Annotated in this window: 19 protein-coding genes; 6 read left to right on the top strand and 13 right to left on the bottom strand. The window is 46.0% G+C overall.

The window, feature by feature from the left end:
* Window positions 1–79 precede the first annotated feature (79 nt).
* A complete protein-coding gene (locus ACMHKJ_RS00945; protein ID WP_413491610.1) occupies window positions 80–961 on the top strand; it encodes a D-hexose-6-phosphate mutarotase in 882 nt (293 codons plus the stop codon).
* 33 nt (window positions 962–994) lie between these two features.
* Here ACMHKJ_RS00945 and ACMHKJ_RS00940 read toward each other — a convergent pair whose 3' ends face one another.
* The 6 genes from ACMHKJ_RS00940 to fadR all read right to left on the bottom strand — a co-directional run bounded on the left by ACMHKJ_RS00940 (window position 995) and on the right by fadR (window position 8,597).
* Window positions 995–1,597, bottom strand: coding sequence for a YiiX family permuted papain-like enzyme (locus tag ACMHKJ_RS00940; RefSeq protein WP_413491609.1), 603 nt, complete (start codon window positions 1,595–1,597; stop codon window positions 995–997).
* Between the two features lie 78 nt (window positions 1,598–1,675).
* Window positions 1,676–2,434 (bottom strand): MipA/OmpV family protein, encoded by a 759-nt coding sequence (locus ACMHKJ_RS00935; RefSeq protein WP_413491608.1) that lies wholly within the window; start codon window positions 2,432–2,434, stop codon window positions 1,676–1,678.
* A gap of 128 nt (window positions 2,435–2,562) precedes the next feature.
* Window positions 2,563–4,863 (bottom strand): carbamoyltransferase HypF, encoded by a 2,301-nt coding sequence (hypF, locus tag ACMHKJ_RS00930; RefSeq protein ID WP_413492092.1) that lies wholly within the window; start codon window positions 4,861–4,863, stop codon window positions 2,563–2,565.
* Window positions 4,864–5,005: 142 nt separating this feature from the next.
* The gene (gene alr / locus ACMHKJ_RS00925) at window positions 5,006–6,076 is read right to left on the bottom strand and encodes an alanine racemase (RefSeq protein ID WP_413491607.1); all 1,071 of its coding nucleotides are present in this window, start codon (window positions 6,074–6,076) and stop codon (window positions 5,006–5,008) included.
* A gap of 90 nt (window positions 6,077–6,166) precedes the next feature.
* A complete protein-coding gene (locus tag ACMHKJ_RS00920) occupies window positions 6,167–7,465 on the bottom strand; it encodes a D-amino acid dehydrogenase (protein WP_413491606.1) in 1,299 nt (432 codons plus the stop codon).
* Between the two features lie 412 nt (window positions 7,466–7,877).
* Entirely contained in the window at window positions 7,878–8,597 is a 720-nt protein-coding gene (gene fadR, locus ACMHKJ_RS00915; RefSeq protein WP_413491605.1) for a fatty acid metabolism transcriptional regulator FadR, read from the bottom strand.
* A gap of 245 nt (window positions 8,598–8,842) precedes the next feature.
* On the opposite strand from fadR, the gene nhaB reads away from it, so the two are divergent.
* Both nhaB and dsbB read left to right on the top strand, forming a co-directional pair.
* Complete coding sequence (gene nhaB / locus ACMHKJ_RS00910) at window positions 8,843–10,390, top strand: sodium/proton antiporter NhaB (RefSeq protein WP_413491604.1); 1,548 nt, start codon at window positions 8,843–8,845, stop codon at window positions 10,388–10,390.
* A gap of 163 nt (window positions 10,391–10,553) precedes the next feature.
* Window positions 10,554–11,087: a disulfide bond formation protein DsbB gene (gene dsbB, locus ACMHKJ_RS00905; RefSeq protein WP_413491603.1), complete on the top strand. Its 534-nt coding sequence runs from the start codon at window positions 10,554–10,556 to the stop codon at window positions 11,085–11,087.
* Window positions 11,088–11,161: 74 nt separating this feature from the next.
* On the opposite strand, the gene ACMHKJ_RS00900 is transcribed toward dsbB, so the two are convergent.
* From ACMHKJ_RS00900 to ACMHKJ_RS00890, 3 genes are read right to left on the bottom strand one after another with little or no spacing between them, the layout of a single operon-like run.
* A complete protein-coding gene (locus ACMHKJ_RS00900) occupies window positions 11,162–11,566 on the bottom strand; it encodes an ASCH domain-containing protein (protein WP_413492091.1) in 405 nt (134 codons plus the stop codon).
* Window positions 11,566–11,871, bottom strand: coding sequence for a putative hemolysin (locus ACMHKJ_RS00895; RefSeq protein ID WP_413491602.1), 306 nt, complete (start codon window positions 11,869–11,871; stop codon window positions 11,566–11,568). The genes ACMHKJ_RS00900 and ACMHKJ_RS00895 overlap by 1 nt, the downstream gene beginning before the upstream one ends.
* Window positions 11,872–11,901: 30 nt before the next feature.
* Entirely contained in the window at window positions 11,902–12,234 is a 333-nt protein-coding gene (locus ACMHKJ_RS00890; protein ID WP_067420691.1) for an SMR family transporter, read from the bottom strand.
* Between the two features lie 398 nt (window positions 12,235–12,632).
* Between ACMHKJ_RS00890 and ACMHKJ_RS00885 the strand changes: the two genes are divergently transcribed.
* Window positions 12,633–14,198 (top strand): ATP-binding cassette domain-containing protein, encoded by a 1,566-nt coding sequence (locus ACMHKJ_RS00885; protein WP_413491601.1) that lies wholly within the window; start codon window positions 12,633–12,635, stop codon window positions 14,196–14,198.
* 56 nt (window positions 14,199–14,254) lie between these two features.
* Here ACMHKJ_RS00885 and ACMHKJ_RS00880 read toward each other — a convergent pair whose 3' ends face one another.
* The 4 genes from ACMHKJ_RS00880 to ACMHKJ_RS00865 all read right to left on the bottom strand — a co-directional run bounded on the left by ACMHKJ_RS00880 (window position 14,255) and on the right by ACMHKJ_RS00865 (window position 17,434).
* The gene (locus ACMHKJ_RS00880; RefSeq protein WP_413491600.1) at window positions 14,255–14,458 is read right to left on the bottom strand and encodes a hypothetical protein; all 204 of its coding nucleotides are present in this window, start codon (window positions 14,456–14,458) and stop codon (window positions 14,255–14,257) included.
* A gap of 109 nt (window positions 14,459–14,567) precedes the next feature.
* Window positions 14,568–15,863, bottom strand: coding sequence for an HAD family hydrolase (locus ACMHKJ_RS00875; protein ID WP_413491599.1), 1,296 nt, complete (start codon window positions 15,861–15,863; stop codon window positions 14,568–14,570).
* Between the two features lie 234 nt (window positions 15,864–16,097).
* On the bottom strand, window positions 16,098–16,625 hold the full coding sequence (locus tag ACMHKJ_RS00870) for a hypothetical protein (RefSeq protein ID WP_413491598.1): 528 nt from the start codon (window positions 16,623–16,625) through the stop codon (window positions 16,098–16,100).
* A gap of 209 nt (window positions 16,626–16,834) precedes the next feature.
* Window positions 16,835–17,434, bottom strand: a complete 600-nt coding sequence (locus ACMHKJ_RS00865; protein ID WP_413491596.1) for a pentapeptide repeat-containing protein — start codon at window positions 17,432–17,434, stop codon at window positions 16,835–16,837.
* 626 nt (window positions 17,435–18,060) lie between these two features.
* On the opposite strand from ACMHKJ_RS00865, the gene ACMHKJ_RS00860 reads away from it, so the two are divergent.
* Both ACMHKJ_RS00860 and ACMHKJ_RS00855 read left to right on the top strand, forming a co-directional pair.
* Complete coding sequence (locus ACMHKJ_RS00860) at window positions 18,061–18,405, top strand: hypothetical protein (RefSeq protein ID WP_413491595.1); 345 nt, start codon at window positions 18,061–18,063, stop codon at window positions 18,403–18,405.
* Between the two features lie 760 nt (window positions 18,406–19,165).
* The gene (locus ACMHKJ_RS00855; protein WP_413491594.1) at window positions 19,166–21,973 is read left to right on the top strand and encodes an inverse autotransporter beta domain-containing protein; all 2,808 of its coding nucleotides are present in this window, start codon (window positions 19,166–19,168) and stop codon (window positions 21,971–21,973) included.
* Window positions 21,974–22,120 lie beyond the last annotated feature (147 nt).

Genomic DNA, 22,120 nt, shown 5'->3' with positions numbered 1-22,120 from the left:
TTATGCGGCTCTTTTGTTTTTCAGTGAACAGACGTAAAGTAAAGAGAACTTTATTTTTTTCATTTCAAAAGGGTAAATTATGATTGAGCGCCTTCTTGCATTACCTGTCGTCAGTCCGATCACTCCCTCTCTGTCACAGCGTCAAATGGGTGAACTACCCGTTATTGTGATCGACCATCCGAAAGTCCGTGCTGCGGTCAGTTTTCAGGGTGCACATGTACTGGCGTGGCAACCGGCAGAGGCTGAGCATCCCGGATTATGGCTCAGTGAAAACAGCGCGTTTACCCCGGGTGTGCCGGTACGCGGCGGTATCCCAATCTGCTGGCCGTGGTTCGGTCCGGTACAGGCTCCGGCTCACGGATTTGCCCGTACAATGCAGTGGGATTTTACCGCACACAATGAAAATGAAGACGGTGTTTTTCTTACATTCACTCTGCGTGACAGCGCAGAGACCCGCAAAATCTGGCCACATGAATTCACATTGATTGCCCGCATCCGCCTGGGGGAAACCTGCGAGGTTGAACTTGAGGCTTACGGGCAATATCAGGCAACCGCCGCGCTGCACAGCTATTTTACCGTCGGGGATATTGCACAGATTAGTGTTACCGGTCTGGGACAGCATGTGGTGGATAAACTGGCCCAGCGCGAAGTGTATACCGATGATGACAGACTGGTTTTTCAGGGACGTACAGACCGCATCTACACAGAGCCGGAGCAATGCAGTTATATCCGCGATAAGAAACTGAAGCGGACGATTGAAGTCGTGCATTTTCATCACAGCGATGTGGTGTGCTGGAACCCGGGAGCGGCATTATCCGCTGACATGAAAGATATGACGGATGATGGCTATAAAACCATGGTGTGTGTCGAAAGCGCCCGGATTAATCACCCTATGACACCTCAGGGCGACAAACCCTCTCATCTCTCCGTACGGGTCAGCCTTAGTCCTAAAATCGCCTGACAGCGGTTACAGCCGCAAATAGCCGGTAAAGGATTACCGGCTTTCATATACGGTCAGTAATAACGGTGAGTCAAATATTGATTTGGGGGAGATCACCGTTTCATTCAGCGGAATACGGTTGCCGTAGCGCTCTTTCATTTTAGCTCTGACCGCCGGTGACGACAGGTCAAATTCACGCAATGTCTGTAATTTCCCGACTTCTGTGCCGGATGCATTTTTATATATCTTCCAGACCAGTTCAGAGCAGTAGATCCGCTCATCATCCCATGAAAATATCAGGTCATAAGGCCGCGACTGATAACGGAGCGCCTCCTGATATAGTGCCTTTTTCTGTGATTCCGTCAGGGGTATCTTCAACCGTTTCAGCACATAATGGCCGGAAACGCCCCGTGCAACCCACTGTTTCAGCGGCGTAAATTTCACAACATCTGCCGCTTCATATACATAAGGTTTCCCGTCACGCAGCAGAATAATGCCCATATGACTGTAGGGTGAATGCGTGGCTTTCTGAATAGCGGCACTTTGGGATGAACGCGAGGTGTGGAAAATGATATCGCCCTGTTGCGGTTGCAGGGCAAATACGGATGCGGTGAAAAAGCACAAGAGTAATAACAGGTTGCGCACTGATATTATCATGCATCGTCTCCTGTGAAATGCCATAAAAAACTGCACCGGACAACCTGTCAGGTGCAGCTCAGTAGTCTGTCTGTCTTATCAGAAGCTATAGGTGACGCCGGTCCACAGAATTGAGGCGGTTTTTTTATCCACCATCGGGCTATCTTTGGCTTCATCCGGTAACAGGTCAATACGCCCCATGGCGAACGCTGACCAATTATCATCAAACTTATAATTTCCTGTCACTTCAATATACGGCATCCAACTGCTGCCCGGACGGTATTCATCCAGACCACTGCGGCGGGATTCTGTATCTGTTATGCCATATTCATAGCGGTTCTGACGTTCATTCTTCCAGACAACCCCGACACCCGGCTGAAGTGACCAGCTGTCACCTTTAACGTTGTAGAGGTAAGCGCCATCAAAGCGCATGCCGTCACTTTTCCCGAGGATATCCCCGGAGAAATTCGCGCGCAGTGTTCCCCACTCTTCATGATGACGATAGCTCATGCCCGCCATCGCCGTATCACGGCGGTTATCGAGCTTACGCATGCGGGAATCTTTATTATCTTTAGCGCGGTAAGCCTGCGGGTAATAATAAAGATCGACAGAAAGCTGATCTTTTTTATCATTCCACAGATAGTAACCCGTCGCTAACGTATGAAAATAAAAGTTTTTACCATCATAGTTAACCATCGGAACCGGCATAAATTTATCTGACATTTTTGTCCCGCGATAGGCCTGCTCCTGGTATAAAACAGAGGCCCCGACAGACCACTTACCGTCATCTGCCAGTGCAGAAGCTGACAACGTCGCCAGTACTGCTGTTGTCAGCAGACCGGTTATTTTTTTATGCATTATTATTTCCTGAGTTAAATTCGTCTGCAAATTACAGTGATACGTATTCGCACAGTGATATATTTTACCGTGAATGATAATTCAGTAATGATTAAAATTACAAATATTTACTGTATCAAAACGTGCCGTTAACATGGCTGAAAACCGCTTAGTGCCGCAATGACCGCCTGTCCTGCCGCTATTCCGCCATCCCCGCACGGAAGCTGGCGGGGTTCAAGAACGTGCCGGTGAGTTAATCCTGCTTTAATAAAGCTACGTAATAACCGGTTATTAAATACCCCGCCGGAAAGAACGACTGTCTTAGTCTGATACTGTTCTGCGGCTTTATCTGCCAGTTTTGCAAAGGTATTGGCCAGCATGACATGAAAACTGAAGGCTTTTTCCGCAGAGGTCAGCGAATCATCCGCGAGCATCAGCCAGAGAGGAAGCAAATTGATAGTATTATCCGGATCGACCGGCAACGATCCCATTGTCTCCACCTTACTAAATTTGTGACACTGTAACGCATGTGTTTCTAATGCACAGGCGGCTTCACCTTCCCAGCTTACCGAGCCGGAAGTCAGCCCCAGCGCACAGGCAACCGCATCGAACAACCGTCCGCAGGATGATACGCGGGGTGAATTAATTCCCTGTTCAATGGCTTTTATCAGCAATTCACACCCCTGTTCAGGCAAACAGGCGGACAACGGTGAGTCCGCAGATAACCCGCCATAATGCAGGTGCGCCAGCAAATTACGCCACGGTTGTGTCGCCGCTCTGTCTCCGCCCGGTAAGCTCACGGCGGGCAGACCGCCGGTGCGGATCATGTTGCGGTAATCCCCTGCCAGAACTTCGCCGCCCCACAGCTGATTGTCTGCACCAAACCCGAGACCATCCAGTGCAATACCGACAACCACGCCATCCTCCTGCCGCCAGCCGTGCTCTGCCAGACAGGCAGCAATATGGGCATGATGATGATACACAGGTATAAACGGTACCTGCCAGGCTGCGGCAAGCGCCATTCCGGTTTTATGGCTGACATACCCGGGATGCGCATCCACAGCGACTGCCTGAGGGCGCACCTGATAAATCTGCTGAAACAGTGCCAGTGATGCCTCCTGTTGCGCCTGCACGGAAAGGTCATCAAGATCACCAAGATGGGGGCCGGTAATCAGCTGGTGATGATGCAGAAAACAAAACGCATTTTTCAGATCCCCCCCCAACGCCAGTATTGACGGCGTTTCTCTGCCGGTCACTGCACTGATATCGATCGTATCCGGCACATAGCCCCGAGCCCGGCGCAGCATCTGGTTGCCGTCTTTCTGATAACGAACAAGGGAGTCATCTGCACGCTGAATGATTTCGCGGTTATGCAGCAGAAAAACATCAGCAATCGTATCAAGTTGTTCAAACGCTGTGGTGCTATCAAGTGCCGGCGTATGACCGGATGCATTTCCGGATGTCATCACCAACGGGCGCTGACTGTCATGCAGCAGCAGATGCTGCAACGGATTAGACGGTAACATAATGCCGATTTCACACAAATTCGGTGCTATCAGCGGTGATAATGCAGCGAACAGCCGTGGTTCCTCAATCAACACAATCGGTGCTGCCGGGCTTTTTAATAATGTTACCAGCGCCGCATCAGGCTCGTGTCCCAGACAGGCTGTCAGCCAGTCGACTGAGGGGATCATCACGGCAAACGGTTTCGCCGGGCGGTGTTTGCGCGCCCGCAATTTCGCGACCGCATCATTGTTTTGTGCATCAACAGCAAGATGAAAACCGCCAAGCCCCTGCATAGCCAGAATATTGCCGTTATGCAGTTGTCTGATACTCTCAGTGATTGCATCATCATAACGCATCAGTACCTGCTGATGTGCATCCGTCAGCCAGATTTGTGGTCCGCAGTCAGGGCAGGCATTAGGTTGCGCATGAAAGCGCCGGTCGCCGGGGTTTTCATACTCTTTCTGACATACCGGACAAAACGGGAAAACAGACATCGCGGTATTGGGGCGGTCGTACGGCATGCTGCGGATAATAGTGAAACGCGGTCCGCAATGGGTGCAATTTATAAACGGATAACGGTAGCGGCGGTTTTGCGGGTCAAATAATTCTGCACGGCAGGCGTCACAGGTGGCGGCATCCGGAATGACTTCTGTGTCCATCTCACCACGCCCGCTGGCACAGATAACAAAGGCTGCCGGATGCTGTGCAAAAGTATAATCGTGCTGCTCAATACTATCTATCCGCGCCAGTGGCGGGCACTGTGCCTGCAACCGGTCAATAAACCCGGCAACATCGGCACTTTTTAACAGGTGAACAAGCACCCCTTCGCTGTCATTACTGACATCACCACACAGCGCCATCTGATGCGCTATCTGCCAGACAGCCGGACGAAACCCGACTCCCTGAACTTTACCTTTAACCCGTATTGCCACACCCGCAATCATAAAACACTCCAGACTGATTTCAACCGACACACTGATTTCAACCGACATAGTGTACTGCGGTCAGATGTACGGGTTATTTAGCCAGATCAGAAAAAAGCGGAATTTATACCCTTATTTATTCAAACTGCAGGTATGCCTGAAATCAGTCAGTTGCTACGACCGGTACCCGCCGTGCCAGCGCCGTCAGTAATTCATAGCCGATGGTTTCCGCGTGCATGGCAACTTCATCCACCGGCAGATATCTCCCCCACAGCTCCGCCGGCGTGCCGATATCCGCAGACGGGCACTCAGAGATATCAACCGTCAGCATATCCATGGAAATACGCCCTGCCAGCGGGCAGCGCTGCCCTTCAATCCATACCGGTGTGCCGTCCGGCGCATGGCGGGGATAACCATCTGCATAGCCGCAGGCAATAGTGGCAATGCGCATGGGTTTATCCGCGGTAAACCGGCTGCCGTAACCGACTGTATCTCCGGCAGCAATATGATGAACGGCAATAATTTTACTTCGCAGTGTCATCGCCGGCTTCAGTGCAAACTCTGCAATATCCGCATAATTTCCGGAGGGCGATGCCCCGTAAAGAATAATTCCGCAGCGGACTTCATCACCCCGCGTATCCGGCTCCCACAGTGCAGCCGCTGAATTAGCCAGACAATGTGGCAGATTCAGTGAACTGAATAATGCAATGCGTGACATCTGCTGATGAATACCGGCGGTCAGATCGGCATCAGAAAAATGGCTCATCAGTGTAATATTATGCACCTGCGGCACTATTTTCAGACGCTGGAGTGCATTCAGATAAGATGCGGGAGAAAAACCCAGCCGGTTCATGCCACTGTTCAACTTGAGATAAACATTCAACGGATGAATAAGTGAAGTATCTTCAATTGCCTTTAACTGCCAGTCACTGTGTACCGATGTTGATAACTGATAATGGTCAATCAGCACCAGATCCTGTGGCTGAAAAAAACCTTCCAGCAACAGAATGGGTTTCTGCCAGCCCCGCTCCCGCAGCGTGACCGCGTCTGCAAAATCCAGCAGCGCAATACCGTCCGCCTCAGCCAGTGCAGGGAGGATCCGTTCAATACCATGACCATAGGCATCCGCTTTGACCACCGCCCACACCCGGGACGGGCTGACAATACGGCTTACCTGCGCCAGGTTATGGCGGATGGCATCATTATGAATAACTGCCTGTATCGGACGCGGCATAAGATAGCGGGCTCCTGTTCTGTTAATAACCTTATTCATTCAAACTGCAGGTTCGTTGGCTGCATCTTGAATGACGTCGGGTATATTATGTTATGCAGTATGCAACTGCTGCGGAATAACCAGCTTTGTTTTAAACCCGTTCAGGTAGCGGGAAACCGCCAGGTCATCTGCGCGGATAGCGGTCTGGTGTCCGGTCATAATATCCGCCAGAAGTTGCCCGCTGCCGCAGGCCATCGTCCAGCCGAGTGTGCCGTGTCCGGTATTAAGGAACAGATTTTTATATGCCGTCGGACCAACAATCGGTGTGCCGTCCGGTGTCATCGGGCGCAATCCTGTCCAGAATGTCGCTTTTGCAATATCCCCGCCGCCGCCGTAAAGATCCTGCACCACCATTTTCAGTGTTTCACAGCGCCGTTTCACAATATCCAGATTAAACCCGGTGACTTCCGCCATGCCTCCGACACGGATACGTTCATCAAAGCGCGTCACGGCAATTTTGTATGTTTCGTCCAGCACGGTAGAGACAGGCGCACGGCTGACATCGGCTATCGGCATGGTCAGTGAATAGCCCTTGAGCGGATAAACCGGCACTGAAATGTGACCGCGTAACAACTGAGTTGAGTAAGAGCCGAGTGCAACCACATACTGGTCGCCGGTGATCACTTCTTCATCACAAATAACACCGCTGACGCGATCACCGCTGTACTGAAGCCGGTGAATATTCACGCCGAAACGAAATTTCACCCCCGCCTGCCGCGCCATTTCCGCCAGGCGTTTAGTGAATAAATTACAATCGCCTGTTTCATCATTCGGTAATTGTAAACCGCCGCTGAGCTTGTGCTCCACATGCGCCAGCGCAGGCTCTGCCTCGTGAATTTCACCGGCACTCAGTAACCGGTAAGGCACACCTTCCTGCGTCAGGACGGCGATGTCATTGGCGGCATTATCCAGCTGTTTCTGTGTACGGAACAGTTGCAATGTGCCGCCAGACCGCCCCTCATACTGAATACCGGTTTCTGCCCGCAGGGTTTGCAGACAGTCCCGGCTGTATTCGGCAATACGAACCATGCGGCTTTTGTTCATCACGTAATAATCAGCACCGCAATTGCGCAGCATCTGCCACATCCAGCGTAACTGAAATAAGGAACCATCCGGACGAATTGCCAGCGGCGCATGCTTTTCAAACATCCATTTTACCGCTTTCAGAGGAATGCCGGGCGCGCCCCATGGTGTTGCGTAGCCGGGTGAAATTTGTCCGGCATTGCCAAAGCTGGTCTCTTCGGCTGCGGCAGACTGCCGGTCAATCACGGTCACATTGTGGCCTTTCTGCGAGAGATACCAGGCTGTTGTGACACCGATAACACCACTTCCCAGGATGACAATGTTCATATTGCCGCCTTTTGTTAAATTGACGTTATCACCAGCATAATATTTCAGAAACATTTTGCCAACATAGCCGCATCCACTCAGCGCGGAATATATTGGTTTCTTTGCAGTCAGTCACAAAACAGCGTGTTTTTTCATCAATGCAATTATTAATTAATTTATTTTCTTATCCGGAAATGGTTTTATTTTATTAAAAAACAATATGTTATTACCCACCCACCTTACCGATATGAGCCACTCAATGCGGGAGATCGCTGGGTGTGGAATAACAGAGAGTGAAACAGGAGATGTTTTTTACCGTGGAGTAAGAGAGATACACAGAATTTTCCGGTTGTCATGTAACGCGAAAGGGATTTCAGACACTGACGGCAAAAAACCGGCCTGAGCCGATTTTTCAGATTATATATGCAGGTAATCAGCGTGTCTGCGGATTCAGATCCTGTGCGATTTCGCTCTGCATGGTCTGCCAGATAAGCCCGCTCTCTTTGCCGTAATGGCGGACACAGTCAAGCACACTGTCATAGGCTTTTTCACTGCATAACGTAATGAGCTGCTGATAAAAATTCAGTGCCAGTTTACGTGCTTGCGGGCTGGCAAAATAAAACCGTCCGACTCTGGTGTACAGCCCTTTCAATCCGTTGAAAATCAAACCGTAAATAGGGTTTCCGGAGGCAAATGCCAGACCGCGGAATACATCATAATCATACTGACTGAATGCGGCCGGGTTATCCTCCGGTACAGAATCCTGTCCGAGGACTTCCAGTGATTTCTCAGGATTATGGCGAAACGCAGTGCGGATAAAAATAGAGGCAATATTTGTCCGGGCTGCCAGCAGGTTTTCAATCAGTTCCGGCGCACTTTCATGATCCAGACGGGCGATGGTTTCCAGAATATTAAGACCGGAGGTTTCCCAAAAATTGTTAATTTTAGTGGGTTTTCCGTGCTGAATAGTCAACCAGCCATCTCTGGCAAGGCGCTGTAATACTTCACGCAAGGTGGTACGGGTCACACCGATAAGTTCTGATAACTCACGTTCTGCAGGTAAAATGGAACCGGGCGGAAAACGATTATTCCAGATGCTTTCAATAATATACTCTTCTGCAAACCCCGCAGGGCTCTGCGCTTTGATTACCATAGCTGACTTCATCCGACGCAAATAATTAATTTTCCAATGGCGGGGATGATAACAGAATGTAGTGCCGCGATATAGCAATGACCATGCGAAAGAGTGAATCAGGTCATAAATAACAACAGTGTGTGTTCACACGCAGATCAGTTGATTTAAATCCTTAATAAATTCAGAATACCGGCGTAGTATAAAATACTGCATATCTTCATGCTGCTTTTCCCTGCAATCCCTATGGAGGACACACAGCAATAATGGAAATGTCAATGCGGCAAGCCTTCCTGAAAAACTTTATGGGTCATTCACCTGACTGGTACAAGCTTGCTATTATTTCGTTTTTAATAATAAATCCGATTGTTTACTTTCTTATCGACCCGTTTACAGCGGGCTGGTTATTAGTTATTGAGTTTATCTTTACGCTCGCGATGGCGCTCAAGTGCTACCCTCTGCAACCGGGTGGTTTACTGGCGATAGAAGCGGTTATCATCGGGATGACGTCTCCCGATCAAATCAGCCATGAAATAATGAATAACCTTGAAGTTATTTTATTGCTGATTTTTATGGTCGCCGGTATCTACTTTATGAAGCAGCTGCTGCTGTTTCTGTTCACGAAAATGTTGTTAACTATCCGCTCAAAACGGGCACTTTCCCTGGCGTTCTGTCTTGCCAGTGCCTTTTTATCTGCCTTTCTCGATGCACTGACAGTGATCGCTGTTGTTATCAGCGTTTCTGTCGGGTTTTATGCGATTTTTCATCAGTATGCCTCTTCACAAAAAGAGATGTTACCCCTCAGTGATGATCATTTTATCGACAGCGCAGAGAAAAAACAGACACTGGAACAGTTCCGCGCGTTTTTACGCAGCCTGATGATGCATGCCGGTATCGGTACGGCACTGGGCGGTGTGATGACCATGGTGGGTGAACCGCAGAACCTGATTATTGCCAAACATGCCGGATGGGATTTTGTTAGTTTCTTCCTGCGCATGGCACCGGTGACGATCCCGGTCTTTTTTTGCGGTTTACTGGTCTGTTATCTGGTCGAACGTTTCAGATTGTTTGGTTATGGTGCAGAGTTACCGGAACGGGTCAGAGCCGTACTTGAAGATAATGCACAAAAATCTGCCGCACACCGGAGCAAACAGGAAAAAATGCAGCTGATTGTTCAGGGCATTATCGGCCTCTGGCTGATTTTCGCACTGGCATTTCATCTCGCCGAAGTCGGGCTTATCGGGTTGTCTGTTATCATCCTGACAACGGCTTTTTGCGGGATCACGGAAGAGCATGCTCTGGGTGAAGCCTTTGAGGAAGCGCTGCCGTTTACCGCGCTGCTGACTGTCTTTTTCTCTGTTGTCGCGGTGATTGTTGATCAGAAACTGTTTACGCCGTTTATTCAGTTTGTTCTCAGTTCTGACCCCTCCTCACAGCTTTCGCTCTTTTACCTGTTCAACGGACTGCTCTCAGCCGTTTCCGATAATGTCTTTGTCGGAACCGTCTATATTAATGAAGCAATGACCGCTATGAAGGAAGGACTGGTTTCCTATACACAGTATGAATACCTCGCCGTTGCTATCAATACCGGGACAAATCTGCCGTCAGTGGCAACCCCGAATGGTCAGGCTGCATTCCTGTTCCTGCTGACCTCAGCACTGGCGCCGCTTATCCGCCTTTCCTACGGGAAAATGGTGATGATGGCGCTGCCTTATACCATTGTGATGACCCTTGTCGGTTTCTTTGGTATCGAGCTGTGGCTGGTGCCGGTTTCAGAATGGATGGCGGGTCAGGGTATAATTACGCTGCCGTAACAGATGCATTACACTAAACTAACCGGAATAACGCTGTTATTCCGGTTTTTTCATTTCCACACCGGGCTGATGCGGAAAAGAGATGCGTCGCTGTACTTTTTGTCGTACATTCATTCGTAACGTTAGTCTATTCATTCATTTACCGGATAATACGGATAATATTATGCTGACTTACCTTTATGAGTGTTCCCGGGGTCGCAGTGCCTGGTTTTTACTGATGATCTCCGCGCTGGCACTCGACGGTATCGCCCTGTTCTTTCAACACGGGATGGGATTACAACCGTGTGTGATGTGTATTTATGAACGTATTGCCGTGCTGGGTATTGCGTTTGCCGGCTTCCTCGGCTGGGTGGCACCGCGTACCGCGCTCATCCGCTGGATTGCTGTCGCGTTATGGATTTACAGCGGGATAGTCGGGTTACAACTGGCATGGGAACACACCATGATCCAGCTCTATCCGTCACCTTTCAATACCTGTGATTTCTTTGTGAATTTCCCGGAATGGCTCCCGCTCAATGAGTGGCTGCCGGCGGTTTTCGAAGCGTCGGGTGATTGTTCAATTCAGCAATGGGTATTTCTGAAACTGGACATGCCGCAATGGCTGATCGGGATTTTTGCGGTGTATCTGATTATCAGCGCGCTGGTGTTGTTATCTCAGTTTATCCATAAGAAAAAACGCCGCAACCTGTTCGGATAACGGGTATATATACGTCATTCAAAAAAATATCCGCGCCATGCAGGACGCGGATATTTTTTGCAGAACACGCGCGATCACAGCACGTCAATCAGCGTGAATTCCTCGAAAATCAATTCCATCTCCGGCGAGAAAAACCCTTCCCGCGTAAAATATGCCTGATGTTCTCTCTGCCAGAAAGAAAGACTTAAATCTCCCTCTCCCTCGGCTGCTGCTATAGCGGGTGTAACATCACAAAAGCGGACAAGCTGCATTGATATAGTGCGGATAACACAAACCGGCACATTTGCGCCATTAAGAATAATACTGTATCCGCCAATCTCCGGTTTAACCCCTTCCTGTATAAAACTATTCAGGGAAGAACAGGTTGCTCTTTTTTGTCCGTAAATAACCAGTGCTGCCAGTTCATCCGCCAGCTCCGGTGAATCACCAAACGGCCAGGCGACGACTCCCGGGTATTTAGCCCGTAATACATCAGATATCACAGTACAGAACCGCAACTGCCGGAAAGCAGCGCCCGTTCATTACAGCGCTTTCCGTTGGCAAACTGACAAACCGATGACTGCGCGCCGTTCAGTTCATGAATAAGCGACGGTGTTCCGCCTGCATAACTGCATGATGCACGGGCATCTTCCGTTAAATCTGTCAGTGGTTGCTGATAACGCAGAACCTGCTTTTGCTGCACCGTTTCCGTTGACTGACTGCATGCCGCCAGTAATCCTATTGCGCCGATAAACATTGCGCGCAGGACCCACCGACCGGCGTGATAAAAATCTGCTGATTTCATTCTGTTTTGCCCCACATCCCATCACCGGTGCTAATGACCGCTGCTTTTGGAGAATAAATTTATCACTAACACACCCGCAATAATGAGAGCCATCCCGGTAATTGCAGGTAAATCCAGTTTCTGCTGATAAATAAAGTAAGCGGCCACGGAGACAATAACAATCCCCAACCCTGACCATATTGCATAAGCGATCCCCAGCGGCATTACACGGACCACCTGAGAGAGCGCAAAAAATGACACACAATAGCCAATTACCACTATTACTGACGGAATAAGCCGGGTGAATCCGTCCGCTGCCCGCAGCATGGAGGTTGCGATCACTTCTGAGCCCACAGCCAGAATCAGCCATAAAAAACCATTCATAGAAAAACCTGTCATTCTGTATTTATGATTAAATCAGATCCGCAGTATAATGGCGTTGCAGAAAAAAGGATAAAAATATCCTGTGGCGCAATTTTGCCCGCAAGTTTATACCCAACGTCATTCGGAATGCAGGAAGGCGGCTATCTGAGCGTAACCAACGAACCTGCAGTTTGAGTGAATAAGGATATACATCCCGTTATTTCTTTGACATTATAACTGCGATTCTATTTCCCCCGAGGATGTCAGCTGACATGATTTAATGCCTGTACGTAACCACAATATCGTCCGTATCTTACTGATGCGATTTGTTGATATTGGGCAGGCAGCTATCCTCATTATTTTTTATCTTATCTGAATTTCGCATAATCGCCTGCCCTGAATATTTCAGGAGCTTACTTATGCCTGTTCATTGCCATTTTTCACACTTATCTGTCGTTTTTAACGACACCCCGCTGTTTGAGAATATCAGCGGTACATTAACACATCAGGTTCAGGGACTGACCGGCAACAACGGCCGGGGGAAATCCGTGCTGATGTCCCTGCTCGCACAACTTCGTCCACCGACAACCGGTACGGTCAGCTGGCAGACACCTTTCCATTATGTTCCGCAACTGACACGGCTGCCCGGTGTGACACTGGCTGATGCGTTAGGGAACAGCCATATTCAGGCGGCTTTCCGGCGTGCCGAAAACGGCACCGCCACCGCTGATGATTATGATCTTCTGTCCGATAAATGGGATTTCCCTCACCGTCTTCAATCATTGCTGGAAAGCGCACAACTGGGTCAGTTTTCGTCCGATATGCCATCAGCACAACTCAGCGGCGGTGAGCAAACCCGGCTGGCGCTCTGCTGTGCTTTTTTGCAACCAGATACGTTTTTATTGCTCGATGAACCGGGAAACCATCTGGACAGCGCCGGTCGCCGCTGGCTGAGTGAGCAGCTTCTTCAGCATCCGGCCGGGGCATTAGTTATCAGCCATGACCGGCGGTTACTTAATGATATGCACCGTATTTTTGAACTGACCCCGTCGTCACTGGATGAATATGGCGGCAATTACAATCACTTTGCTGAACAAAAAGCCTTTCAGCTTAATGCGTTACAAAGTGAAGAAAAGCAGTTGCAAACCAAGGCACGTAAAGAAAAAGACGAGCTACAGCGCACGCTGGAGAAAAAAGCACAACGCCGCCGCCAGGGAGAACAAGTGCGTTCATCCGGTTCATCTTCCGCACTTTTACTGGATATGAAAAAAAATAAGGCGGAAAAACAACAGTCAGCTATCACACAGCGCCATGAAAGGGTGATGGGGCAACTGGATGACCAGCGGCGCGCCGTAAATGACCAAATACAACGGATAACGCCGCAAATGCTGGCATTTAACTATCAGGATTATCAAAAGCGGATCCGGGTGAATGCACATAACCTGGTTCTGCCGTTCGGCTCACAACAGCCGGTTTCACTGACGATTTCCGGCGGAGAGCGCTGGCATATTGCAGGGCGTAACGGCTGCGGGAAGTCTACCTTGCTGAAAGTACTGACTCATCAGTCAGCCGCCGCATCCGGTCAGCATTCTCTGCATGGTCACTGGCGCTATCTTGATCAACACCTGGCGCTGCTGAATAAATCGCTGTCGGTCGTTGATGCATTATGCGAATTTGACGCGATCATTACAGCACAAACCTGGCGCACACATCTGGGCGCATTACGCATACGGGGGGATAAGGGGCTGATTCCTCTCTCACAACTGAGCGGAGGTGAACAACTGAAAGTCACATTGCTGGCATTAACGCTCTCTGCGCCACTGCCGGATATTTTATTGCTGGATGAACCTGATAACCATCTGGATCTGGATTCAAAGCTACTGCTTGAAGGTGTATTACGCAGTTACAAGGGCGCATTATTATTAGTCAGTCATGATGATGCGTTTGTAGAAAACTGTGCTGTAACTCATACCCTGGTATTATAACAGATACGGCGATATACGGCGGCACTGCTGCCGTATATCGTTATTTACCACTTAATTTATAACTTGCAGATATTCACAATAACAAAACGGGCAATATTGACATCATTGGCTGTTGCATCATTAATTGCAGCAGTATTAAACATTGTCAGAAATTTTTCTGTATCTGTATTATTAATATCCGCATTGATTGCAATCTGGCTACGCAATAAAACCGATCCTGTCAGACCAAGACCTTCATAACACACAATATACTTATCCATATCCTTTTCAATCCCTGATTTTATCAATAAAAATCCATATTAATGTTTATTCAGGGTCCCGGTTATCAGTGTTTCCTTAATTTACAGCCCTGTTATTACAGAACTATCATTATTTTACTGCCCGACCTTCTTTTTCACCTAATGGCGTATGTAGCTGTGACGGCACAAATACACCTGTATTATCATTACGCCCCTGCAATAATACTTTTGCCTCTTTTTTTCCGTATTCACTGACTGCCTGTTGTGACAATTTTCCGATAATGGAATCAGGTGAACGCAGACGATTAATAATCAGCACAACCTCGGTATCCGGAAAATCAGACATCATATTTTGATCACCTTCACTGTCTCCGGCAACTAACAGAGGCCCTTTTCCTGCATATTTAGCCTGAATAAACTGGCGAATAGTCTCTGTTTTTCCTTTTCCCTGAGTCTGCGGATAGACAGGGTCTAAATCCGCGGTCAATTTATTCTCTTTTGTACGTAATAAATGCATCGCGAAAACCTGAGAGTCAGGAACAAGATACGGCGTCTGTGTCACAACAGATTTAACCACCTCAAGGTTTGAGGCTGAAATAACATAAACATCAATGCCGGATTTTTGTAATACCTGATAGAGATCTTGCATTTCAGGTACTAAACGAAAGCCGTTATGCCAGGAAATATCGACCACACCAGCCAAACCCTGTAACGATTCAGGGCTTTGCCACGTGACGCTTTCTACCGGCTGAGTTTGTTGCCATGCAATGGTTTTTTCTGTTATGTCAGCGACCTGTTCAGGCGTCATATTCTTAAATAAATAGGTTACCCACGGATAAGAGACTTCATGCTGAAATGTTCCGCCGATAGCCGCATATAAATAGCGCATTTTGGTAATGAAGTTTTGATAATGCGGGGATTTTTTTATTTCAGAAAGCGGTTTATTTCCATTGAGTGTATCAGCATTCTCATACAGCCACTGGTAGCTTTCGAGAATATCAGCTCCCACTTTTTTAATATTAACCGGCCTCCCTTCTTTATTGTTAAATTCAGCCTCAAAATCTGTCGCAGGAATATCTTTAAAAATAACGGTTTTCAGCTCTTGTGGTGTCATAGCAAATAATAGATTTTCAAGCTGAAAAATCATTGCCGCTTCTTCAATATCCAGAAATGCTGTCGTATTATCAAAATCAAATACGGCATAATACGTATGAGCAGGCGATTTCCCCGCTTTTGCCAGCATCGCATCCAGGCGCTGTTTATTAGCACTGTCCCATTGTCCCTGCTGTAATGTCTGTGATTTTGTAACAACCTGCGGTGCTGCTGATGTATTCAGTGGAATAGTTTGCGCATTTACAGTGGCAATATTCAGTGTCAATGCGCCGACTGCCAGTGCAATCAGGGTATAACGGTTAATCAATTTCATAGGAAACCCCTTTTTTTAAAAAAATACTGATAAAAGGGATAACACAGGGTCATTTTTTGCTGTATCAAAAATCAGCAACGAATAACATTAAGCGAAATGGATCACACTCTTTTTACCTGCCACCGTATTCTGATAATTAATAATAAGCCGACAAATCAGCCATCATTCCGGCAGAAAACAGGATGCTGAAATAAAACAGTACTGCATTTTGTATCCTGTTTATCTGTAACCGGATTATTTCAGGGTATACATTGTCAGCACGGTGTATGTCAGATCGTTTTCATCAGTGATCCGCACCAGATTGGCATTACTGACCACACCAACAACGATCTCCACGCCATCTTTTTCATATTTGCGCTTAAATTGCCCTATTTTTCCTTTGGCTATTTTTTCAAGGAAAGGCGTATTCCGGTCATATTCTTCATTGATACCGTCCGGCTGACCATATTGCGCTTCCATCTCAGCATTAATTTTATCATATTCACTGAGAAGCACCGCCTGATCACGGCTCCAGAGTCCGAAACGGGATATTCCGCTGAGTCCGTTCCCTTCCGGTGAAAAAACCGTCATAAAAAATTGTTTTTTAATATCCGGCGATTCCAGTGAGCTGCATAATTTCCCGCCGTCACTGGTCCGGGTACAATCCAGCTCATTAAGATTCAGTTCACTTAATTCTTCCGGTGTCTGACCCCATTTAAATCCGTAAGGTGCATCCGGTGTATTGCTTCCTGAGCCTGCACAGCCGGACAGTAATACAGCCATAATTCCTGATATAATAAACTTTCGCATACCTCACCCTAATGTACATTGAGCCACTTAATACGGATCATACCAAAGACCGGTAAGAGACCTGAAGCCCGGCAACTGACTTCTGAGTAAAATCAGATTTAATGAAGTCACTGTGCCGTACTCATACTAATATACAGGTCTGTAAACCGGATGAACATCATAGAAATGTCTGTGATGAATATTTAGTCAACCAGCTGAATATCCAATCCTCTCAGTAGTTCTAATGCTTCAATTCTTGAAAATGTTGCGTTTGTAACTTTATTTTGCCGGATATCAATATTAAATGAATGGCTGCCGGTCAAATCTGTATTTTCCAGGTTTGTATGCATAAACAAACTGTTTGATAAGTCACAATCTTGTATAAAAGATTTACAGAGTTCTGCATTTCTGAAGTCCGCATCATGTATTCTGCATGTTTCAAAATGAGATTCATGTAATTTTAAGTCAAAGAAGTTGCAGCTGTCTAAAATACACTCTTTAAAGCTCAGTTGGGAATAAAAGTCAAACGCAGGCCAATAGCCTTTTGTCCAGTCAATTCCGACAAGTTTACATTCCGTAAATTCAACCACCGAAAACCGGCTACCGGGAACATTAGTCAGACTTAAATTACATGCATCAAACTGACAATTCAAAAATTTGCATTGTGAGAAAACCGCTGATGTAAAATCACAATTAATGAATTTGCAACATTCAAACACCACATCTGAATAATGTTGATAACTCAATTCCTGTTTGTCAAAACAGGTATCAAAGTATTCACCGTTATTTTCCGGCTCTGCCATCAGTCGTCTCCTGAAACAGGATCCGGTTGTAACACCCGGCAATCATTATCATTTATCAATTTCAAAAACATTAATAAATACCTTTCATTCTCTGTTGTTCTTTATAAACAGCCTGGTTTTCTCTGATTGTATTTACTGTACTGTTTTCATAAGGATCATTTTTTTTACTTCCGGCATCACTGTCTGTGTGTTCTGATGCTGAACATCCTGCGATTACCACCGGCACCAGAATACTTAATATTATTCTATACCCAACGTCATTCAAGATACAGGAAGGCGGCAAGGGAAGCCAGACGGGGAGCATACACAAGTATGTGACTCGGCTGGCTGACCGCAGCCAACGAACCTGTAGTTTGAATGAATAAGGGTATATGCATTTGCTTTCCCTTATAAACAGACCGTACCCGATTCAGAGTGTAAAGCGGGCAAAAAGTTCCGACATAAAGTGCCGGAATTTTGTAAGCCAATGATGAATAAACACACTGTTGTATGTAGTAATACCTGCCTGACTCGTATATTTAATTCATTTTGTGCAATATTCAGAATGTTCCGCCTGCAAAAAAAGATTAAATGCTGTAAATCTTCTTCTCTGCATAAATGAGTCTGATTTTGGTAACGAGGTAATTATGTCTGTCAGCAATAAATCCGTGTATTCCGCATGTTCTAAACTGACCCTGATGGTCATGAAATTAAGTGGATTAAAACGGACCATTACGATTAATCAGTATTTTGACTGGGCAACAGATAAATCACTTATTCAACGATTTATCGACGATAACAAAGACCATACTACCAGTCTGGTTGCTTTAGATAAAACAAATAAAGATTGCAAAGCAGACCTCATCGCATACCTGGATACAGAGATTCGCAAATATGCCGGAACAGAACAAAAAGAAAACTATACTGCACTCAAAAACGGTAATCTTTTAGTCATTAAAACGTTCAGTACCATCATGCAAAAGCACAGCTGACGGACAAAAAACACAATAAGCACAGTTGCCAACCACCCATTTCATTTTTCGGACTATAACCACCCGCTCCGCGGGTGGTTATGATGGATGCAATGTATTACTAATTATTTTATCAGTGTCCCCCGCCCGAAAGCCTTTTCCCTCATCAATCCGATCCCCCGGTAACTCAACCGGAGTTAACAGATGAACAAAACGAAATATCTGTGGGTACCCCCCTGATGCCCGATAACAAACAAGCGACAAATGGATTTAGGATTAGTCTTAATTTGCATTAAAAAACACATGTTACTTGTTTAAAAACAAAATTTTAAGAGTATTCCCAACAGGAATAAATTTCATTTTTTGACATAGCTCATTTTATTTAAAGTAGTATTAATACTCATTATAAGTTATAAAAACCGCTTAAAAATTTATAAATATTGTAATTCACTTCCTTACATATAGAAATTCGTCCAAAATGAGCGTGTGCTTGTTACTTATCGTGAAACCACTTCATATGAAAAGAGCATCCATTATAAATACTGTTAAACACACCACATCGTTAAACTTAATTGTTCAGTTATTTTTTGTTTTTTTAACCTGTATTACATCTGCAATTGCTGAATCAAATAATACTTCCGCTATCAGAGAGCCGACTAAAGCAACAGATATATCAAATGATTACAACCAATCCCCTCAAAGTGATTCTTTGGCGCCACCTTTTAACCCGGATACCCGCCGATCAGGAACCATTAATTTAATTAATAATAATACTGATACTGTGACACCTTTATCTGATAAAAAATGGCTATTACCCACCCATAAAACTGCATCAGAAACCGTTGCATTTGCCTATAATTTTCCGGATAAAAATCCGGATAATGAATGGGCTGATTATGCCCGCCGGGCAGGGCAATTTATGCAGCAACCCGATTCAGCCGGAGCGGCAGGTGAATATGCTAATTCACTGGTTACCCGCCAAATTAATGCAGATATTGAGTCCCGGCTGAATGCAATCGGCTATGCGCGGGTTCAGTTAAATATTGACCGTTATTTTTCGTTGAAAAACTCAAAAATTGATTTTCTTTTCCCGTTATGGGAAAAGAAAGATAATTTATTCTTTGTTCAGAACAGTATTCACCGGACAGATGAACGTAATCAGGCAAACCTGGGGATGGGCTGGCGGCACTTTAATGATACATCCATGACCGGTGGAAATATATTCTGGGATTACGACTGGTCCCATAATAATACCCGGTTCGGTATCGGCACAGAATATGGCAAGGATTATCTGACATTAAGTACAAATGGTTATTTTCGTATAAGTCAGTGGAAAGATTCTCCTGATGTAGCGAATTATCGTGAACGCCCGGCAAATGGTTGGGATATCCGTGCTGAAGGGTATCTCCCCTTATATCCTCATCTTGGCGGAAAGCTGGTCTATGAGCAGTTTTATGGTCAGGAAGTTGGCTTATTTGGTAAAGATAACCGTCAGCGAAATCCTGATGCGATTACCGCTGGTGTAAATTATACGCCGGTTCCTTTATTTACTGTAAGTACAGAACACCGGCAAGGTAAAAACCGGGAGAATGATACCCGGTTCGGCTTTGAAATAAATTATCAGCCCGGCGTTTTATGGATACAACAAATTAATCCGGATGCCGTTGCACAATTAAGAACATTAAACGGAAGTCGCTATAAATTAGTTGACCGCAATAATAATATTATTCTTGAATACAAGAGAAACGATACGATACGGTTGCAGGCGACGGATAGAATAAACGGATATACGAATGAAAAGAAGTCATTACAGCTCTCCGTAACCAGCACCCGACCTGTAAAATACATTGAGATTTCAGGACCCGGCTTATTAGCTGCCGGCGGACATATAATCAAAGAGGATACCACTCATTATAGTGTAGTATTGCCTGTTTATAATTTCACCAACACTGAAAAAAATTATTATACTGTAAATGCCGTTGCTGTTGATACAGAAGGAAACCGCTCCAATCAAACTCAGACACGAATTAGTGTTATTCAAAATACGGTCAGTATTACCCAAAGCACCCTGACACCAGAAGAGAGTCATTTGTCAGCTGACGGCAAAAGTACACAACCGCTGACATTAATAATCAGAGATAAGCAAGGCCAGCCTGTTGATATTCCGGCATCTGACATCATGGCTAAGGTAAATCACCAATTATCCGGTTACCGGAATGTGGCCACTGTTTCTGATTTTATCAGGCAAAGCGCCGGTCATTATACGGCTGTCGTTACAGCGGGTACTCAGGCAGAAACGATTACGGTTACCCCGGTTGCACAACATATATCCCTGATATCTGCCCGCGTATTTATCAAAGAAGCCACTCCGTCAGAAAATAACTCAACATTTACAGCCAGCCCCTTAATAATAAGAGCTGATAATATCGAAAATAGTATATTGATTTTTGCTGCCAAAGATACTAATGGAAATGCCATTAGTCAGTTGAGCAGTCAGCTTACTTTTATTATTAAGGATAGTCTGGGTAATGAACTAAATTCAGGTAAAGTCAGTCTCAGCCGTATTACTGAAAATTCCGCAGGAATTTATAGTGCCACGTTTAAAGGAACATTACCTGGTTCATATACGGTAATACCCTATTTAAATACAGTGAAAATAGGTAATTTGCAGGAAGTCGTGCAGATAATTGCTGATGACAGGAATGCCACTATTGCAGATGGTGATTTACAGGTAACCACAGATGGCGCTACCGCTGATGGTTATTCAGTGAATGAAGTCGTCGCAAAAGTAACCGACCGCAATGGAAATACCCTCGCCGGACAGAAAGTCATATTCAGCGCAAATAATGGTGCGCGGGTGACAACAGTCACCGGAACAACCGGGAGCGATGGTCTGGCTGTCGCCACATTAACAAACATGACCGCAGGAAGTACTCAGGTCATTGCATCCCTTTCCGGCGGAACAAGTAAATCGGTTAATGTCACATTTGTATCAGATATCAGCCGGGCACGGGTAAGCATGAAAACGACCAGAGATAATGCGATTAAAGACGGCATAGATACTGATGAAGTGGAAGCAACGGTAACCGATAATAGCGGATTACCTATTGAAGGTATTAACGTTAATTTCAAAGCACGAAGCTCATTTAGTCAGGTTATTACCCCGGATGTCACCACCGATATTAATGGTAAAGCAAAAACAACGATTGTATCCAAGTCAATACTGGCAAATATCATAGTAGCAACACTTCCCAACGGAAATAGTGCGGACACACGTATAGAATTTATTTTACTGAATCCAACATATTCACTGGTAACCAATAATGCCATTGCTAACGGTATAGATAAAAATAAATTCAGTATTACGTTAACCCGCCCTGACAACGATCTTCCCGTAGCCGGACAAGAAATAGTATTCATAGCACAACCCCCAATGATATTATCTGCTGAGAAAGTTATAACCGATGAGACAGGTACTGCAAATATTACTATAACAAGTATGCATCCAAGCGGGGGCAGAGGGTTCACCTTATTTATTAGTGCAAAATCATGCTGTGTTATTCCACTTGAAGGTATTATGTTCCGTTAGAATTTTGTAATATTAATAACCACCCTCTCTGTGCCCGGGGGAGATTGATTATATTAGCCTGCTTTCAATTAGTTAATAATGAAAACAGAAAGAAATGAACACCGCAGGGAAAATCCCTTATTGCAATACAGCGTGCCTCCGGATTTT

The sequence above is a fragment of the Morganella psychrotolerans genome (genome assembly GCF_965118875.1).
GTDB classification, from domain to species: Bacteria; Pseudomonadota; Gammaproteobacteria; order Enterobacterales; family Enterobacteriaceae; genus Morganella; species Morganella psychrotolerans_C.
Note: the sequence above shows the minus strand (reverse complement) of the source record. Positions and strands in the feature narration are given on the sequence as shown.

What these genes read in the sequence shown, in the direction of transcription:
- ACMHKJ_RS00885 (WP_413491601.1), top strand. Translation starts at nt 12,633, where the DNA reads ATGCCTGTTCATTGCCATTTTTCACACTTATCTGTCGTTTTTAACGAC.
- ACMHKJ_RS00875 (WP_413491599.1), bottom strand. Translation starts at nt 15,863, where the DNA reads ATGAAATTGATTAACCGTTATACCCTGATTGCACTGGCAGTCGGCGCA.
- ACMHKJ_RS00920 (WP_413491606.1), bottom strand. Translation starts at nt 7,465, where the DNA reads ATGAACATTGTCATCCTGGGAAGTGGTGTTATCGGTGTCACAACAGCC.
- ACMHKJ_RS00880 (WP_413491600.1), bottom strand. Translation starts at nt 14,458, where the DNA reads ATGGATAAGTATATTGTGTGTTATGAAGGTCTTGGTCTGACAGGATCG.
- hypF (WP_413492092.1), bottom strand. Translation starts at nt 4,863, where the DNA reads ATGATTGCGGGTGTGGCAATACGGGTTAAAGGTAAAGTTCAGGGAGTC.
- ACMHKJ_RS00935 (WP_413491608.1), bottom strand. Translation starts at nt 2,434, where the DNA reads ATGCATAAAAAAATAACCGGTCTGCTGACAACAGCAGTACTGGCGACG.
- fadR (WP_413491605.1), bottom strand. Translation starts at nt 8,597, where the DNA reads ATGGTAATCAAAGCGCAGAGCCCTGCGGGGTTTGCAGAAGAGTATATT.
- ACMHKJ_RS00890 (WP_067420691.1), bottom strand. Translation starts at nt 12,234, where the DNA reads ATGAATGGTTTTTTATGGCTGATTCTGGCTGTGGGCTCAGAAGTGATC.
- ACMHKJ_RS00865 (WP_413491596.1), bottom strand. Translation starts at nt 17,434, where the DNA reads ATGGCAGAGCCGGAAAATAACGGTGAATACTTTGATACCTGTTTTGAC.
- dsbB (WP_413491603.1), top strand. Translation starts at nt 10,554, where the DNA reads ATGCTGACTTACCTTTATGAGTGTTCCCGGGGTCGCAGTGCCTGGTTT.
- ACMHKJ_RS00945 (WP_413491610.1), top strand. Translation starts at nt 80, where the DNA reads ATGATTGAGCGCCTTCTTGCATTACCTGTCGTCAGTCCGATCACTCCC.
- nhaB (WP_413491604.1), top strand. Translation starts at nt 8,843, where the DNA reads ATGGAAATGTCAATGCGGCAAGCCTTCCTGAAAAACTTTATGGGTCAT.
- ACMHKJ_RS00895 (WP_413491602.1), bottom strand. Translation starts at nt 11,871, where the DNA reads ATGAAATCAGCAGATTTTTATCACGCCGGTCGGTGGGTCCTGCGCGCA.
- ACMHKJ_RS00860 (WP_413491595.1), top strand. Translation starts at nt 18,061, where the DNA reads ATGTCTGTCAGCAATAAATCCGTGTATTCCGCATGTTCTAAACTGACC.
- ACMHKJ_RS00940 (WP_413491609.1), bottom strand. Translation starts at nt 1,597, where the DNA reads ATGATAATATCAGTGCGCAACCTGTTATTACTCTTGTGCTTTTTCACC.
- ACMHKJ_RS00870 (WP_413491598.1), bottom strand. Translation starts at nt 16,625, where the DNA reads ATGGCTGTATTACTGTCCGGCTGTGCAGGCTCAGGAAGCAATACACCG.
- alr (WP_413491607.1), bottom strand. Translation starts at nt 6,076, where the DNA reads ATGCCGCGTCCGATACAGGCAGTTATTCATAATGATGCCATCCGCCAT.